The following is a 15,584-nucleotide window of genomic DNA, read 5'->3' on the forward strand; positions in this document are numbered from 1 at the left end:
AAGATAGCCGAAAGCGATCACTTACACGGGCGAAGGACACGGCCTTGGACAGGATCAACACCGAGTTCGAGCTGCGCGGCGTGAACCACGTCGCGCTGGTGTGCGCCGACATGCGGCGGACGGTCGACTTCTACCAGGGCGTCCTGGGCATGCCGCTGATCAAGACGATCGAGCTGCCGAACGGCTGGGGCCAGCACTTCTTCTTCGACGTCGGCGGCGGCAACGCCCTCGCGTTCTTCTGGTTCCCGGACGCTCCCGACGCGGTTCCCGGAATCAGCAACCCCAAGACGGTTCCGGATCAGGGGGAACTGGTGTCGGCCGTCGCCTCCATGAACCACATCGCCTTCGACGTCGCCCCGGAGAGGATCGAGGAGTACCGGGACAAGCTGGTCGCCAAGGGCGTCGAGGTGGGGATGATCCTCAACCACGACGACAGCGACTTCGGCGTCGCGCCCGGCTGGACCGAGGACGTGTACGTCAGGTCCCTGTACTTCAAGGACCCCGACGGCGTCCTTGTCGAGTTCGCGGGCTGGACCCGCGCGCTGGACCGGCCCGGCGACGTCGGGCACGAGCCGAGGACGGCGGCCGACCGAAACGTCTGAAACCCCCACCCCACCCCCCGCGAGGAGATCCGCCGTGCCACGACTGCGCCAGGTCGGCCGCGCCGAGACCGACGACAAGCTCGTCCTGTTCTTCTACGACCGCCTGTTCGGCCCCGACGTCGATCCGGTCGCCTCGCCCGGGACGGCCACGGGCACGCCGGGCGACTGGTGGACGGTGTTCGCGCTCGACCACGCCGTCTTCAAGCACTGCGTGCAGGGCTTCCAGGTGTACCGGGGCGTCAAGCTCGATCCGCTGCTGCGCGAGCTGGGCCAGACCCGGGCGGGCTGGAGCCGGGGCAGCCAGTTCGTCTACTCCCAGCACTGTAAGCAGATGCGGGCCCTTGGCGTCCCGGAGGCGAAGATCGCGGCTGTCGCGTCCTGGGAGGTCAGCGACCAGTTCGACGAGCTGGAGCGGGCCGTCCTGGCCTACACCGACGCCCTGGTCCTGGGCGGCGGCCGCGTCCACGACGAGGTGTTCGCGGTCCTGAAGCGGCACCTGCCCGACGAGCAGATCCTCGAACTCACCTACACGACGTGCCTCTACGAGATGCACGCGACGATGACCAAGGCACTCCGCCTCGAATGGGACAACCGCGAAGACCCGATCACCGAGATCCCCGCACCCGAGGGTTACGGCAGCCGCGACATCGCCGACGACCTCGCGGGCGCCTAGCCCGTCCGGTGCCGCACCGAGGCCCGCGCGGGCGGGCAAAGCTCGGGTAAAGACGCGCCGCGCGCGGGTCGGGTATCGGGGGTGATCGGGAATGACCTCCTCGTCTGTGACTTCTGATCATCCGGAGGTGGGGCGATGCGCGGCGCTGTGCTCGGCTGGGGTCTCGGGGCGGCGCTGCTGCTGTCGTCGGGGCCCGCGCTGGCCGACGGGGGCCTGGAGGTCAACCCGAGCAGCGCCAAGCGCGGCCAGACCATCGGGGTGTCCACCGGCGACAACTGCCGGGAGACCGACGGCGAGGCGACCATCAGCTCCTCGGCCTTCCCCAAGGTGGAGACGACCGTGACGCAGGGCGAGGCGAACGTCTCGGTGACGATCTCCGGCAACGCCGCCTACGAGACCCACCTGATCACGCTCACCTGCTCGCCGTCCAAACGGAAGATCGAGGGCGCGGTGACGGTCAAGCAGGCGTCCTCGGACCGCTGCTGGCAGGACGAGAACGGCCAGTGGCACGGCCGCTGCTACGGGCAGGGCCCCGAGACGGGCTTCGGCGGATCGCTCGGGAGCGGGCCGACGGCCACCGGCCTGGCCGGGCTCGGCCTGCTCGGCACCGCCGCCGCCCTGCTGCTCGTGCGCAGGATCCGCGCCACCCGTGCCTAGCGCCACGGCCGTCGTCGCCGGGGTGCTGGCGGTCGCGGGGGTGGCGCTGGCCGCGCGCGGCTGGGAGCACCGGGAGCCGCCCCGGTACCGCGAGTTCGGCGGGCCGCAGGCCATCTGGGACGTCCCGGACGGCGAGGCGATGCCCGCCGCCCTGCCGAAACGGCTCCGCGTCCCGTCCGCGAAGGTCGACGCGAAGATCGGCACGGTCGGCGAGAACCGGCAGGGCGGCATCGCGGTGCCCGCCGCGTCCCGCGCCGACGAGGCCGTCTGGTACGACGGCAGCGCCCTGCCCGGCACCCGTGGCTCCGCGATCATCGTCGGGCACTACGACGACAACAAGGGCGGCGCCGTCTTCCACAACGCGCACCGCATCCGCGCGAACGACAGGATCCTCGTGGACCGCGCCGACGGCAGCGTCGCGGTGTTCCAGGTGGACGCCCTCGAACAGGTGCACAAGGCGCTGTTCCCCACGCGGCGCGTCTACGGCCGCGTCGGGTACGCGGGCCTGCGCCTGGTCACCTGCGGCGGCACGTTCGACGAGCGGCGCGGCCACTTCCGCGACAACGTCATCATCTACGCGCACCTCGTGGAGGCGCGCGGCGCTAGGAAGAAGCCACCGCGGCCGCCGGAAGGCCGCTGAGCACGAGGTCGGTGAGCGCGGCGACGACGGAGGCGCGTTCCACGTCGGGGTGGTCGAGCCACCAGTCGCCCGCGTTCTGCACCATGCCGACGATCGCGTGCCCCCACACCTGGGCGCGCGCCGGGTCGTGCACCCCCGCGTCGGCCAGCAGCAGGTCGGCTATCTCCCGGCCGAGGCTGTGCATCACCGTGGACATGACGCTGTGCGTCGCGGTGTCCTCCGCCCGCGCCCGGTGCATGAGGAACCGGTAGAAGTGGAGGTTCTCGGCGATGAGCGCCAGGTAGGTGTCGATGCCGTCGTGGACGCGCCCGCGCATCCCGCCCGCGTCCCTGCGCATCGACTCCCGGATCGCCTCGATGAGCACGCGGCTGTGCCGCTCGGCGAGGGTCTGGTAGAGGCCGCTCTTGTCGCCGAAGTGCCGGTACAGGATGGGCTTGCTCACGCCCGCCTCAGCCGCGATCGCCGCCATCGACGCCTCGGGGCCCTCCCTGCCGATGACCGCGTCGGCGGCCTCCAGCAGCGCGCGGCGGCGGTCCGGGTCACGTCTGCTGGTTCGCGCGCTCACGGACCGTACGTTACGGGTCGGTCCGTCCCGGACGCCATTCGGCTCCCGGTATCGTCGGCCCGTGCCCGAAGGTCATGTCATCCACCGGCTCGCGCGCCGCTACGGCGCGTCGTTCGCGGGCCGTCCCGTCGTCGCGGAGAGCCCGCAGGGCAGGTTCGCGGACGGCGCCGTGCTCCTGGACGGCCAGACCCCCGCTGGGGCGGAGGCGCACGGCAAGCACCTGTTCGTGGAGTTCCCGGCCGGGTGGCTGCACGTCCACCTGGGCCTGTACGGGAAGGTCGCCTGGGGCGAGCCGCCCGTGCCCGCGCCGGTCGGGCAGATCCGGCTGCGGCTGGCCAACACGACGGCCTACGCGGACCTGCGCGGCCCGACGGTGTGCGAGGTGCTGACGCCCGGCGAGAAGGACGTGCTGCACGCGCGGCTCGGCCCCGACCCGCTGCGCCCCGCCGAGGACGGCCAGCGCGCCCGCGACGCGATAGCGCGCAGCCGTCAGCCGATCGCGACCCTCCTGATGGACCAGAAGGTGATCTCAGGGGTCGGCAACATCTACCGGGCCGAGGTGCTGTTCCGGCACCGGCTCGACCCGCTGCTTCCCGGCCGCGACCTCACCGACGAGCAGTGGAAGGCCATCTGGGACGACCTCGTCGTGCTCATGGCCGACGGCGTCGCGGGCGGCCGGATCGACACGGTGCGTCCCGAGCACCTGCCCGAGGCGATGGGCAGGCCGCCGCGCGAGGACGCGCACGGCGGCGAGGTGTACGTGTACCGGCGGGCCGGGCTGCCGTGCCTGGTGTGCGGCACCGAGGTCAGGACGGGCACCGTGCAGGCCCGGAACCTGTTCTGGTGCCCGACGTGCCAGGGCCGCGCCTGAAACGTCAGGGTGCCCGACTAAGATCGGTTCATGGTGCATGAGCGTGCGGGCAATCGTGGTCCGGGCACAGTGGCCCAGCCGGGGGATCTCATCGACGTCGCATGGCTGGTGACGGCCTACTACGCGATCAAGCCGGATCCGGGGGACGTGGGCCAGCGTGTCGCGTTCGGGACGTCGGGGCACCGCGGCTCCGCGCTGGACGCGGCCTTCAACGAGACGCACATCCTGGCGACGACGCAGGCGATCTGCGAGTACCGGGCGGCGCGGGGCACGGACGGGCCGCTCTACCTGGGGGCGGACACGCACGCGCTGTCCGACCCGGCGTGGGTGAGCGCCCTTGAGGTGTGCGCCGCCAACGGCGTCACGGTCCGCTACCAGAACGGGTACACGCCCACCCCCGCCGTCTCGCACGCGATCCTCGCGTTCAACAAGGGGCGCACCGGGCACCTCGCGGACGGGATCGTGGTGACGCCGTCGCACAACCCGCCGCGCGACGGCGGCTTCAAGTACAACCCGCCGCACGGCGGCCCGGCCGACACCGACGCCACCTCGTGGATCCAGGACCGGGCGAACGCGCTCATCGAGGGCGGGCTGAAGGACGTCAAAAGGACGCCGTTCCAGAAGGCGATCGGCACCGCGGAGGAGTACGACTACCTCGGGACGTATGTGGCGGATCTGCCTTCGGTGGTCGATATCGAGGCGATCCGGCGGGCGGGTGTGCGGATCGGGGCCGACCCGCTGGGCGGCGCGAGCGTCCGGTACTGGGACGCCATCGCCGACACGCACAAGCTCGATCTCACCGTGGTGAACCCGTTGGTGGACCCGACGTGGCGGTTCATGACGCTGGACTGGGACGGCAAGATCCGGATGGACTGCTCCTCCCCCTACGCGATGGCCTCGCTCATCGGCAACAAGGACGCCTACGACGTCGCGACAGGCAACGACGCCGATAGCGACAGGCACGGCATCGTCACGCCCGACGGCGGGCTGATGAACCCGAACCACTACCTGGCCGCCGCGATCTCCTACCTGTACGCGCACCGGCCCGAGTGGTCGGCGGACGCGGGCGTCGGCAAGACCCTGGTCAGCAGCAGCATGATCGACAGGGTGGCCGCCGGGCTCGGCCGCCGCCTCGTCGAGGTGCCCGTCGGGTTCAAGTGGTTCGTCCCCGGCCTGCTCGACGGCTCCCTCGGGTTCGGCGGTGAGGAGAGCGCGGGCGCGTCCTTCCTGCGCCGCGACGGCTCGGTCTGGACGACCGACAAGGACGGCATCATCCTCGCCCTGCTCGCCTCGGAGATCATCGCGGTCACCGGGCAGACCCCCAGCGCCCTGTACCGGGAGCTCACCGGCAAGTACGGCGACCCCGCCTACGCGCGGGTGGACGCGCCCGCCACCCGGGAGCAGAAGGCCGTGCTGTCCAAGCTCTCCCCGTCGCAGGTGACGGCGACGGAGCTGGCGGGCGAGCCCATCACCGCGATCCTCACCGAGGCGCCCGGCAACGGCGCGCGGATCGGCGGCCTCAAGGTGCGGACGGAGAACGCCTGGTTCGCCGCGCGCCCGTCCGGCACCGAGGACGTCTACAAGATCTACGCCGAGTCCTTCCACGGCCCCGACCACCTGGCGCGGGTTCAGGAGGAGGCGCGCGCCCTGGTGTCGGCCTCGCTCGCCTGAGGGCGGCGGCCCGTCGCGATGTCGAACTCGCGGTAGGGGTCGCCGAACGAGCCGAGCGCGACGAACTGCCTGCGGAAGAACAGCGCGAACGTCCAGTCCCCCAGGACCCGTGCCTTGCGGTTCAGCGTCGGCAGGCGCACGAGGTGGTAGGTGCGGTGGATGAACCACGCGGGGAGCCCCCGCACCTTCACCCCGTACAGCTGGGCGACGCCCCGGTACAGGCCGAGGCTCGCCACCGACCCGACATAGGCGTGTTCGTACGGTTTCAGCGCCTCGCCGCGCAGCGTCGCCACGAGGTTGTCGGCGAGGCGGCGGGCCTGCCGGACGGCGTGCTGGGCGTTCGGCGCGGTGAACCGGCCCGGCTGGGTGAGGTCGGGGACGGCCGCGTTGTCCCCTGCGGTGAACGCGTCGGGGTATCCCTCGACGGTGAGGTTCACCGTCGCCTGGACCCTGCCCTTCTCGTCCAGGGGCAGGTCCGTCGCGCCGACCAGCGGGTGCGGTTTGACGCCCGCCGTCCACACCAGCGTCGCCGCGTCGAAGACCTGGCCGTCCGACAGCTCCACCCGGCCGCCGACGGCCGAGGTGAGGCGGGTGTCCAACAGCACCTCGATGCCGCGTTCGCGGAGCTGCTCGACGGTGTAGACGCCCAGCTCGGGGCCGACCTCGGGGAGGATCCGGTCGCTCGCCTCCACCAGGAGCCAGCGGGGCCGGACGGGCAGGGGCGGCAGCCACTTCAGGTAGTCGCGCGCCATGTCCTCCAGTTCGGCGAGCGCCTCGACGCCCGCGAAGCCGCCGCCGACGAACACGAACGTCAGGCAGCGGCGGCGCTCCGCCTCGTCGCGGGTGGACGCGGCACGGTCCAGGAGGCCGAGCACCTGGTTGCGCAGCTTGATGGACTCCTCGATCGTCTTGAACCCGATGCCGTGCTCGGCCAGGCCCGGGATCGGGAGCGTCCGGGAGACCGAGCCGACCGCGAAGACGAGGTAGTCGTAGTCCACCGACCACGCCTCGCCCGCGACGATCTCCACGGTGGCGCGGCGTTCGGCGTGCCGGATGCTGGTGACCCGTCCGTTGATCAGCTTGCAGTGGCGCAGGACGCGGCGCAGTGGCACGATCACGTGCCGTGGCTCCAGGTTCCCGGCCGCGGCCTCCGGGAGGAAGGGCTGGTAGGTCATGTACCCGTGCGGATCGACGACGGTGATCTCGACCTCACCGCGTCTCAGCGGGCCGCGCAGCTTCCGCTGGAGTCTGAGCGCGGTGTAAAGGCCCACGTAGCCGCCGCCGACGATCAGAATGCGCTTCGTCATACGGGTCCCGTGCCCGGTGGACCGGCCCGGAAACAAACAGGAATATCTTCGGATGTATGTCACGATCGGATCAGACGACCTGGAACCGCCCTATACCCCTCATCGGGGATGCGACGGCGGCGGTGGAGCGGGCCGCTGATCCTTCCGCCTGGGCCTTCCCCGACGCCGTCCGCGCCGCCTTCTACGACGTCGCCGACGCCCGGCGCGACATCCGGCGGTTCCGGCCCGACCCCGTCCCCGACCCGACCCTCCGGCGCGTCCTGGCGGCCGCGCACACCGCGCCGTCCGTCGGGCACAGCCAGCCGTGGCGGTTCGTGATCGTCCGCGACGCCGCCGTCCGGGACGCGGCGGCGCTCATGGCGGAGCGGGAGAAACTCGCCCAGGCCGACCTCATGGACGAGGAGAGCGGCCGCCGCCTGCGCGACCTCAGCCTTGAGGGCATCAGGGCCGCGCCGCTCGGCGTCGTCGTCTGCTGCGACCGGCGCACCCCCGCCGCCGGAGTCCTCGGCCGCGCCACCTTCCCCGACGCCGACCTGTGGTCCTGCGCCTGCGCCATCCAGAACCTCTGGCTCGCCGCCCGCGCCGAAGGGCTCGGCCTCGGCTGGGTCACCCTCTTCCAGCCCGCCGAACTCGCCGCCCTGCTCGGGCTCCCACCCGGCGTCACCACCCTCGGCTGGCTCTGCCTCGGCTGGCCCGACGAACGGCCCCCCTCCCCCGGCCTGGAACGGCGCGGCTGGTCCCGCCGCCTCCCCCTCGACACCGTCACCTTCACCGACCGCTGGCCCGCCGACTCCCCCGACTCCCCGCCCAACCACCTCCCCGAACCCGACCCGACGCCGGGCGGCGGAGCCTCCACGGCACCCGGACCCGACACGGTGGCCGTATCGGCGCCGAGTGACGGAGCCCTCGCGGCCCCCGGACCCGACGCGAAGGCCGTGGCCGGGCACGTCTCGGCGCCGGGCGGCGGGGGGTTCTCGGCTCCGGGGCCGGAGGCGGTCGTGGCGGCGCGGGACGGGGCCGACGCGCTGCTGGCGGTGCCGGGGGCGCTCGGCGTGCTGGACACGGCGCTCGACCGGGTGCTCGCGGTGCGGCCCGCCGGGTTCGCCGGAGGGTGCCTCGTCGTCGCGGCGGCCGACCACCCGGTGACGCGGCACGGGGTGTCGGCGTTCCCGTCCTCGGTGACCCGGCAGATCCTCGACGCGACACGGGCCGGGGTCTCCCAGGGCGCCTCGGCGGCGCGGGCGGCGGGCCTCGACGTCATCGCCCTGGACGCGGGCGTGTGGGACGCGGCCCCCGGCGAGCACGAGTTCGACGGGATCATGGCGGAAGCCGTCAGGGACACGGGGGCGCGGGGCGACCTCGTCACCGAGGACGCGCTCAGCGGCGCCGCCGTCAGGCTCCTCGTGGAGGCCGGGAAGGCCATCGGCGAGCGGGTGGCCGGGCGCGGGCTCGTGGTGCTCGGCGAGGCCGGGATCGGCAACACGACGCCCGCGGCGGCCCTCGCGGCCGGGCTGCTTGGGCTGCCCGCCGAGCGGACCGTCGGGCTCGGCGCGGGCTCCGACACCGCGATGGTCGAGCGTAAACGCGAGGTCGTCGCGCGCGCGCTGGCCAGGGCCGGTGACCGGCGCGACCCCCTCGACCTGCTCGCCGCGCTCGGCGGCGGCGAGTTCGCCGTCCTCACCGGGGTGGTGCTCGGGGCCGCCACGCGGGGCGCCGCCGTCTTGCTGGACGGGCTGGCGACGTCCGTCGCGGCGCTCACCGCCGTCCGGATCGTGCCGGGCGTCGCCGCGCACCTCGTCGCGGGCCAGCGCAGCCGGGAGCGCGGGCACCCGCCCGTACTGCGCGCGCTCGGCCTCGAACCGCTGCTCGACCTGCGGTTGCGCGCGGGCGAGGGGGTCGGCGGGGCGATGGCCGCCGCGCTGCTGCTCGCCGCGCTCCGCACCAGGACAGAGACCGCCCGCACCACCCCCTGACCCCCCGCACCACCTGCTGAAAGTCTCGTTCTGGTATTTCCTGCTGGTAGCGCCCCCGTGAGCACTAAGATCGTGCGGAAACGATCTTTTCGGGAGGCGGCGTGCGGACTGTCGATCTGGGCTCGCAGGGGTTCGAGGTCTCGGCGCAGGGGCTCGGGTGCATGGGCATGAGCCAGTCCTACGGGGTCGCCGACGACACCGTGTCGCTGGCCACCATCGACCGCGCCCTCGAACTCGGCGTCACGTTCTTCGACACCGCCGACGTCTACGGACTCGCCGGGATCTACGGGTTCGGCGCGAACGAGAAGCTGCTCGGATACGCGCTGCGCGACCGCCGGGACGAGGCGGTCATCGCCACCAAGTTCGGCATCCGCGACATCACCACCGAGGGCGGACGGATCCAGATCCACCCGGACGGGTCGCCCGAGTACGTCAGGCGCGCCTGCGAGAGCTCGCTGCGGCGGCTGCGCACCGACCGGATCGACCTGTACTACCTGCACCGGCCCGACCCGAAGACGCCGATCGAGGACACCATCGGCGCGATGGCCGAACTCGTCGCCGAAGGCAAGGTCCGGTACCTGGGCGTCTCGGAGGTGTCGGCCGCCGAGCTGGAGCGGGCGCACGCCGTCCACCCGATCACCGCGTTGCAGAGCGAGTACTCGCTGTGGACGCGCGGCATCGAGGACGAGATCCTGCCCACCGCGCGCCGTCTCGGCGTCGGCGTCGTGCCGTTCTCCCCGCTCGGCCGCGGCTTCCTGACGGGCACCGTCACCGGCACCACCGAACTGTCCTCCGACGACATGCGCCACAACATCCCCCGCTTCACCCCCGAGGCCCTCGACGCCAACCAGGCCCTCGTCGCCACCGTCCGCGACATCGCCGCCGCCCACGGCGCCCTCCCCGGCCAGGTCGCCCTCGCCTGGGTCCACGCCCAGGGCGACGACCTCGTCCCCATCCCCGGCACCAAACGCCCCACCTACCTGGAACAGAACGCCGCCGCCACCACCCTCACCCTCACCCCCGAAGACCTCACCCGCCTCAACCCCCTGGCCACCCAGGTAACCGGCTCCCGCTACTGACCCAGCCCCCCGCGCCCCTGACGCGACACCCCAAGGCCACCCCCTTTACACAGTAAGGTTCTTTCCGGCGCCACCTTGATGGCCCGGCCCCGCACCCCAAAGCCTCCCGATAAAAGGGACAGTTGGTGCAAATTTAAATGGATCAGACCTTTCCGCTGAATTCCATAAAGCACAAGCGAGTACCCTGCACCACCGGTAACTTCACTCCCATGCCTTCACCACATCACGACTCCCTGAACGCGGTTTTCCGGAGACGTCCGACATTGGCGCTGGAAGTGCTGCACGACCTCTGCGGCGTGCGCATCTCCCCCCATTCCCCGGCCCGGGTCGAGTCCAACGACTTCAACACCCGGCCGTCAGACGACTTCACCCCCGACACCGTCATCACCGTGGGCCCACCGCGGGCGCCCTCGCACGGCGTCATCGTCGAGATCCAGCAGACCCGGATCGCGGCGAAGCGCACACAGCTCGCGCGCTACGCGGCCTCGATGTGGCTGCAGATCCGGCGCCCCGTGCACGTCCTGCTCTTCGCCCCCGACGACAAGACCGCCGACTACTACGCGGCCCCCATCTCCACGAGCCTGCCCGGCTACACCTTCCACGCCCACTCCGTCGGCCCCGCGCGCCTCCCCGTCGTCACCGACCCGGCCGAGGCAGCCGCCCATATCGAGATCGCCATGTTCAGCGTCCACGCACACGGACAAACCCACCCGAAAACGATCAACGCCTTCGCGGAAGCCCTCAAGAAGTTCCCCCAGGAGCACTCCGAGGCTTACGCTAACTTCTGCTGGAACATCTCCGCGCCCGCCATCCGCACGATGCTGGAGGCCGTCATGAAGAACGCCACAGAATTCCCCCTCTCAGCCAAGATCATCGACGAGGCCCGCCCGGAGATCATCGCCAGGGCCCGGCCCAGGATCATCGCCGAGGCGCGGCCGGAGATCGAGGCTGAGGCCGTGCTCACGGTGCTCAGCGCCCGCGGCGTGGCCGTCGACGAGGCCACGCGCGAACGCGTCCTGGCCTGCACCGACCTCACGACGCTCGGGGGATGGCTCAAGGCGAGCGCCACGGCGACCTCGGCCGACGACCTGTTCGGCTGAGCCGAGGAGGGTTCGAGCCGCACGGCGTCCGCTCTCGGAGGACGTCGTGCGGCTTGTGGTGTGGTCAGCGGGGTGGGGGGTGGAAGGTGGTGGAGAGGGGGCAGTGGGTGCCCTGGTAGATGGTGGGCATGCAGCGGTTGCAGTGGGTGCAGGCGGAGGTGGCGGAGGGGTTCTGGTGGAGGTGGTTGGGGAGGTCGGGGTCGATGAGGAGGGCGCGGCCCAGGGCGGCGAAGTCGAAGCCCTCCGACATCGCCAGGTTGAGGGAGGGGCGGTCGGTGAGGCCGCCCAGGAGGATGAGGGGCATCTTGAGTTCGGCGCGGAAGCGGCGCGCTGTGGGGAGGAGGTAGGCGGGCTCGTAGGGGTAGGTGTGGAGGAAGAAGCGGCCGAAGAGGCGTAGGGCGGTCCGCACGGGTTGGGGGAAGGCGGCGGCGAACTCCTTGACGGGGGCGTCGCCTCGGAACAGGTACATGGGGTTGAGCAGGGAGCTTCCGGCGGTGAGTTCCAGGGCGTCCAGGTGGCCGTCGGACTCCAGGAGGAGGGCGAAGGCAAGGCCGTCCGCCTCGGTGAGGCCGCCGCGGACTCCGTCGGACATGTTGATCTTGGCGAGGACCGCGATCCGGTCGCCGACGCGGGCCCTGACCGCCTCGGCGATCTGCCTTGCCACGCTCGCGCGGTTGACCAGGGAGCCTCCACGGGCGTCCCCGCGCTTGTTCAGGCGAGGGCTCAGGAAGGAACTCGCCAGGTAGTTGTGGCCGAAGTGGAGTTCGACGGCGTCGAAGCCGCAGTCGGCGGCGAGTGCGGCGGCGTCGGCGTGGGCGCGGGTGATCCTGGCGAGGTCGTCCTCGGTCGCGGCCTGGACGAACCGGAACGTCAGGGGGCTGAGCCGTCGCGACGCCGACAGCGCGGGCAGGCGGTTGGAGCGGGCGTCGGCGACGGGCCCCGCGTGGCCGATCTGGGCGGAGATCGCCGCGCCCTCGGCGTGCACGGCCTCGGCCAGCCGGGTGAGGCCGGGAGCGGCCTCGGGGCGCAGGTAAATCTGGCGGCGTTCGGTGCGGCCCTCCGGTGCGACGGCGCAGTAGGCGACGGTCGTCATGCCGACGCCGCCCGCCGCGATCGTCCGGTGGAAGGAGATGAGGTCGTCGGAGACGAGGGCCTTGGGGGTGCGGCCCTCGAAGGTGGCCGCCTTGATGAGGCGGTTGCGCAGGTTCAGGGGTCCGAGTCTGGCGGGGCTGAAGGGGTCGGGCACGGGGGCGCTCCGTTCGCGGGGGGTGGGAGGGGCGCGTCGAGTCCCGCGGCGACGAACGCCGCGACGCTCGCGGCGGGCGGCGGGTCGTCCGCCGCGTCGCCGTAGGTGTGCAGGACGAGGTCACGGGCCAGCCGCCATCGCAAGGCGGCCTCCTCAGGCGGCAGGCCGGGGACGGCGCGGGCGAGGAGGGCGGCCCAGGGTTCGGGGTGGGACCACGCCGACCGCCACGGCAGCGGATGCCCGGCGCGGACGAGCCGGGCGAGCAGCCCGACGAGCCAGCGCCGCGCCGGGTCGGCGGCGAGCGCGGCCAGGGGCTCCACGAGGAGGGCGGCGATCCGGGACGCCCGCACGGGCCCGGTGCCGCGCAGGAGGCCGTCGAGTTCCGTCAGCCGGGCGCTCCAGAGGTCGCCGAGACCGCGTTCCAGGAGCGCGGTGGCCAGCGCCTCCTTGGAGCCGAAGTGGTAGTGCACGGCGGCGGGGTTCATCCCGGCGGCCTTGTTCACGGCGCGCACCGACACCGCGTCGTAGCCCTGGGCGGCGAAGAGTTCGGCGGCGGCGTCCAGCAGCCGTCCGGGCGCGTCGGCGATCGTCACGCCGCAAGTGCACCACGCCCGCCCGAGCCCGGTCAATCAGTGATGGAATCGCTGATTGACCGGTTCCGGCATCGCCCCCACCCCTGGAACTCCGCGCTATCCCTGGAACTCCAGGAGGGGCACGTCGTACATGTGCGGATTCGGCGGGCGGCGCATCGGCGGGTCGGCGACCTCGACGACCATCAGCTCGGCGACGAACTGGACCGTCGCGGCCATGAGATGGCTGGTGAGGGCCTGCGCCGAACGCTCCTTCATGCCGACCGAGATGTGCACGTGCGGCACCGCCAGGCCCCGCTCAGGGTCCCAGGCGAGGGTCCCGCAGCCGACGGCCTCGACGTTCGCGGCGTGCACCCGCGTCCACACCGGCGCCATCGGGTCGGCGACCCGCTCGCACGTCCCGATGACCTCGACGGACGAGAACGCGCCGAGGAACATCGGGATGTAGCCCTGCCTGACGTCGTTGTCGGCGCAGAAGGCGGCGAGCGCGGTGAAGAAGTCGTCGCCCGGGTCGAAGACGACGCCGAACGTGCGGCCCGCTTTCAGCTCACTGCTGCGCATGCGCTCCCTCCAGGTCGGCGACGTCGGGTCCGCCGCCCGTCGCGGCGATGGCGGGCGCGGCGCCCACCGGCGTCCCGCAGAACGCGGCGGCGGCCGACGCCAGCAGCGCGTCCTTCCCGGCGGGCGCGAGCAGGGTGAGCCCGTGCGGACGGCCCGCAGGGGTCATCCCGCCGGGCACCGCGATCCCGGCGAGGTCGAGCAGGTTCGCGAACGTGCTGTAGTGGCCGAGCACCTTGTTACGGCCGATCGGGTCCTCGCGCATCTCCTTGTGCGTGAAGGTCGTCGGCACGGTGGGCACCGCGAGCGCGTCGATCCGCTTCCAGGTGTCGCGGGTGAGGGCCCGTAGCTCCTGGAGGCGGTGCGCGTCGGCGAAAGCGTCGGCGGCCGTCATCGACGACCCGGGCCGCAGCACCCTGCGCGTCACCGGGTGGACGGCCTCGGGGTGCCGTTCGGTGAACGCGCCCACGGCGGTGAGCCTTTCGGCCAGCCAGGCGCCCCCGTACAGGAGCCTGCCCGCCTGGAGGAAGGGGTCGAACTCGATCTGCACGAGGGTGTGGCCGAGGTCGCGCAGCCGGGCCAGGACCTCCTTGAACGCCACCGCCGCCGCCCCGTCGCCGAAGAACTCCAGGCGGCGCGGCACCCCGACCCGCAGCGGCCCGGACGCCGTCAACCCGCCGACCGGCAGTTGACGCGACCACGGGTCGCCCGCGACGGGCCCGGCGATGACCGACAGGACCGTCCAGGCGTCCGGCACCGACCCCGCGAAGACGCTCGCGCAGTCCAGCGAGGCGCACGCCGGAACCATGCCCAGCGTGGACACCAGCCCCCGCGACGGCTTCAGCCCGACCGTCCCGGTGAACGCCGCGGGCACCCGGCCGGACCCGGCCGTGTCGGTGCCGAGCGCGAACGACACGAGGCCCGCGCCGACCGCGACCGCCGACCCGGAGCTCGACCCTCCCGAGATGAGGCCCGGCACGAGCGGCGACTCGCACGACCCGTACGGGCTGCGGGTGCCCGACAGGCCGGTGGCGAACTGGTCGAGGTTGGTCTTGCCGAGGAGCAGCGCCCCCGCCGCGCGCAGCCGGTCCACGACGGGCGCGGAGACGTCGGGCGTGTAGGCGTACCCGGGGCACGCCGCGGTGGTGGGCAGCCCCGCGACGTCGATGTTGTCCTTGACCGCGAAGGGCACCCCGTACAGGGGTCCGTCCGGCAGGGCGGCGGCCTCGGCGAGCACCTCCGCGCGCGGCCGGAGCGTGATCCAGACGTGGTCCTCGCCCCGCGCCTCGATCCTGTCGTAGACCTCGTTGACCACGTCCTCCGGCCGGGCCGTCCCGGTGCCGTAGCACCGGGACAGCTCCGCCACCGACAGCGAGCCGGTCATGTGCCTCCCAAGGTGTCGAGCAGGGCCGACGACGGCGCGATCGCCCCGAACACGCCGCCCTGCATGGTGATCATCTTCAGCGCCGCCTCGTAGTTGCCGACGTCGGTCGCGCCCGTGCAGTCGGTGAGCAGCAGGCACTCGTATCCCCTGTCGTTGGCGTCGCGCATCGTCGTGTGCACGCACACGTCGGTGGTGATGCCGGTGAGGATGAGGTGCGTGATGCCGCGCGTCCGCAGCAGCAGATCGAGGTCGGTGGCGTAGAACGAGCCCTTGCCCGGCTTGTCGATGACGAGTTCGCCTTCGACGGGCGCGACCTCGGGCACGATCTCCCAGCCGGGTTCGCCCCGGACGAGGATGCGTCCCTGCGGCCCCTCGTCGCCGATGCCCGCGCCGATGCCCTTGGACCGCCAGAGCTTGTTCGGCGGGCAGTCCGCGAGGTCGGGCCGGTGCCCCTCGCGGGTGTGGATGACGGTGAAGCCGAGCGGCCGCACCGCGTCCAGCACCCGGGCGGTGGGCTCCAGGCCCGCGCGGGTGAGCTCCAGGTCGTAGCCCATGGCGTCGACGTACCCGCCCTTGCCGCAGAAGTCCACCTGCCAGTCGATGCAGATGACCGCGGTCTTCTCGGGCGTGAACGTCCCGTCGTAGGGCCAGGCGTAGGGCTGCGCCAT

At 72.4% G+C, this 15,584-nt stretch carries 16 protein-coding genes; 9 read left to right on the forward strand and 7 right to left on the reverse strand.

What is annotated here, in order from left to right; translation table 11 throughout:
• Nucleotides 1–44: 44 nt before the first annotated feature.
• From LO762_RS10070 to LO762_RS10085, 4 genes are all read left to right on the forward strand, one after another.
• Nucleotides 45–602 carry a VOC family protein gene (locus LO762_RS10070; protein ID WP_230614234.1) on the forward strand — a complete coding sequence of 186 codons (558 nt, stop codon included), beginning with the start codon at nt 45–47 and terminating at the stop codon, nt 600–602.
• A 34-nt stretch (nt 603–636) separates the two neighbouring features.
• Nucleotides 637–1,275 (forward strand): carboxymuconolactone decarboxylase family protein, encoded by a 639-nt coding sequence (locus tag LO762_RS10075; RefSeq protein WP_230614236.1) that lies wholly within the window; start codon nt 637–639, stop codon nt 1,273–1,275.
• Nucleotides 1,276–1,410: 135 nt separating this feature from the next.
• Entirely contained in the window at nt 1,411–1,932 is a 522-nt protein-coding gene (locus LO762_RS10080) for a hypothetical protein (RefSeq protein WP_230614239.1), read from the forward strand.
• Nucleotides 1,925–2,572, forward strand: coding sequence for a class F sortase (locus tag LO762_RS10085; protein ID WP_230614244.1), 648 nt, complete (start codon nt 1,925–1,927; stop codon nt 2,570–2,572). Before LO762_RS10080 ends, LO762_RS10085 begins: the two co-directional genes overlap by 8 nt.
• Here LO762_RS10085 and LO762_RS10090 read toward each other — a convergent pair.
• Nucleotides 2,535–3,137, reverse strand: coding sequence for a TetR family transcriptional regulator (locus tag LO762_RS10090; protein WP_230614246.1), 603 nt, complete (start codon nt 3,135–3,137; stop codon nt 2,535–2,537). The genes LO762_RS10085 and LO762_RS10090 overlap by 38 nt on opposite strands.
• Before the next feature lie 61 nt (nt 3,138–3,198).
• On the opposite strand from LO762_RS10090, the gene LO762_RS10095 reads away from it, so the two are divergent.
• Nucleotides 3,199–4,008, forward strand: a complete 810-nt coding sequence (locus LO762_RS10095) for an Fpg/Nei family DNA glycosylase (protein ID WP_230614248.1) — start codon at nt 3,199–3,201, stop codon at nt 4,006–4,008.
• A 30-nt stretch (nt 4,009–4,038) separates the two neighbouring features.
• Nucleotides 4,039–5,679 (forward strand): phosphoglucomutase (alpha-D-glucose-1,6-bisphosphate-dependent), encoded by a 1,641-nt coding sequence (gene pgm / locus LO762_RS10100; protein WP_230614250.1) that lies wholly within the window; start codon nt 4,039–4,041, stop codon nt 5,677–5,679.
• Here pgm and LO762_RS10105 read toward each other — a convergent pair.
• Nucleotides 5,637–6,986: an NAD(P)/FAD-dependent oxidoreductase gene (locus LO762_RS10105; RefSeq protein ID WP_230614252.1), complete on the reverse strand. Its 1,350-nt coding sequence runs from the start codon at nt 6,984–6,986 to the stop codon at nt 5,637–5,639. The two genes, pgm and LO762_RS10105, sit on opposite strands and share 43 nt — an antisense overlap.
• 56 nt (nt 6,987–7,042) lie before the next feature.
• On the opposite strand from LO762_RS10105, the gene bluB reads away from it, so the two are divergent.
• The 3 genes from bluB (at nt 7,043) to LO762_RS10120 (ending at nt 11,138) form a co-directional block, all read left to right on the forward strand.
• Nucleotides 7,043–8,959, forward strand: coding sequence for a 5,6-dimethylbenzimidazole synthase (bluB, locus tag LO762_RS10110; protein ID WP_230614255.1), 1,917 nt, complete (start codon nt 7,043–7,045; stop codon nt 8,957–8,959).
• A gap of 101 nt (nt 8,960–9,060) precedes the next feature.
• Nucleotides 9,061–10,038, forward strand: a complete 978-nt coding sequence (locus LO762_RS10115) for an aldo/keto reductase (protein ID WP_230614257.1) — start codon at nt 9,061–9,063, stop codon at nt 10,036–10,038.
• A 209-nt stretch (nt 10,039–10,247) separates the two neighbouring features.
• Nucleotides 10,248–11,138 carry a hypothetical protein gene (locus LO762_RS10120; protein ID WP_230614259.1) on the forward strand — a complete coding sequence of 297 codons (891 nt, stop codon included), beginning with the start codon at nt 10,248–10,250 and terminating at the stop codon, nt 11,136–11,138.
• Nucleotides 11,139–11,202: 64 nt separating this feature from the next.
• On the opposite strand, the gene LO762_RS10125 is transcribed toward LO762_RS10120, so the two are convergent.
• The 5 genes from LO762_RS10125 to LO762_RS10145 all read right to left on the reverse strand — a co-directional run bounded on the left by LO762_RS10125 (nt 11,203) and on the right by LO762_RS10145 (nt 15,584).
• On the reverse strand, nt 11,203–12,384 hold the full coding sequence (locus LO762_RS10125; RefSeq protein ID WP_230614262.1) for an NADH:flavin oxidoreductase: 1,182 nt from the start codon (nt 12,382–12,384) through the stop codon (nt 11,203–11,205).
• Entirely contained in the window at nt 12,345–12,977 is a 633-nt protein-coding gene (locus LO762_RS10130; protein WP_230614264.1) for a helix-turn-helix domain-containing protein, read from the reverse strand. The genes LO762_RS10125 and LO762_RS10130 overlap by 40 nt, the downstream gene beginning before the upstream one ends.
• A 96-nt stretch (nt 12,978–13,073) precedes the next feature.
• The gene (locus tag LO762_RS10135; RefSeq protein ID WP_230614266.1) at nt 13,074–13,535 is read right to left on the reverse strand and encodes a PPC domain-containing DNA-binding protein; all 462 of its coding nucleotides are present in this window, start codon (nt 13,533–13,535) and stop codon (nt 13,074–13,076) included.
• Entirely contained in the window at nt 13,522–14,916 is a 1,395-nt protein-coding gene (atzF, locus tag LO762_RS10140) for an allophanate hydrolase (protein ID WP_230614270.1), read from the reverse strand. The genes LO762_RS10135 and atzF overlap by 14 nt, the downstream gene beginning before the upstream one ends.
• A complete protein-coding gene (locus LO762_RS10145; protein WP_230614271.1) occupies nt 14,913–15,584 on the reverse strand; it encodes a cysteine hydrolase family protein in 672 nt (223 codons plus the stop codon). The genes atzF and LO762_RS10145 overlap by 4 nt, the downstream gene beginning before the upstream one ends.

The organism is Actinocorallia sp. API 0066, from assembly GCF_020991275.1.
Lineage (GTDB): Bacteria > Actinomycetota > Actinomycetes > Streptosporangiales > Streptosporangiaceae > Actinocorallia.

Coding starts and splice junctions, on each gene's coding strand:
- LO762_RS10080 (WP_230614239.1), top strand. CDS start 1,411: ATGCGCGGCGCTGTGCTCGGCTGGGGTCTCGGGGCGGCGCTGCTGCTG.
- pgm (WP_230614250.1), top strand. CDS start 4,039: ATGGTGCATGAGCGTGCGGGCAATCGTGGTCCGGGCACAGTGGCCCAG.
- LO762_RS10105 (WP_230614252.1), bottom strand. CDS start 6,986: ATGACGAAGCGCATTCTGATCGTCGGCGGCGGCTACGTGGGCCTTTAC.
- bluB (WP_230614255.1), top strand. CDS start 7,043: ATGTCACGATCGGATCAGACGACCTGGAACCGCCCTATACCCCTCATC.
- LO762_RS10120 (WP_230614259.1), top strand. CDS start 10,248: ATGCCTTCACCACATCACGACTCCCTGAACGCGGTTTTCCGGAGACGT.
- LO762_RS10135 (WP_230614266.1), bottom strand. CDS start 13,535: ATGCGCAGCAGTGAGCTGAAAGCGGGCCGCACGTTCGGCGTCGTCTTC.
- atzF (WP_230614270.1), bottom strand. CDS start 14,916: ATGACCGGCTCGCTGTCGGTGGCGGAGCTGTCCCGGTGCTACGGCACC.
- LO762_RS10145 (WP_230614271.1), bottom strand. CDS start 15,584: ATGGCGCAGCCCTACGCCTGGCCCTACGACGGGACGTTCACGCCCGAG.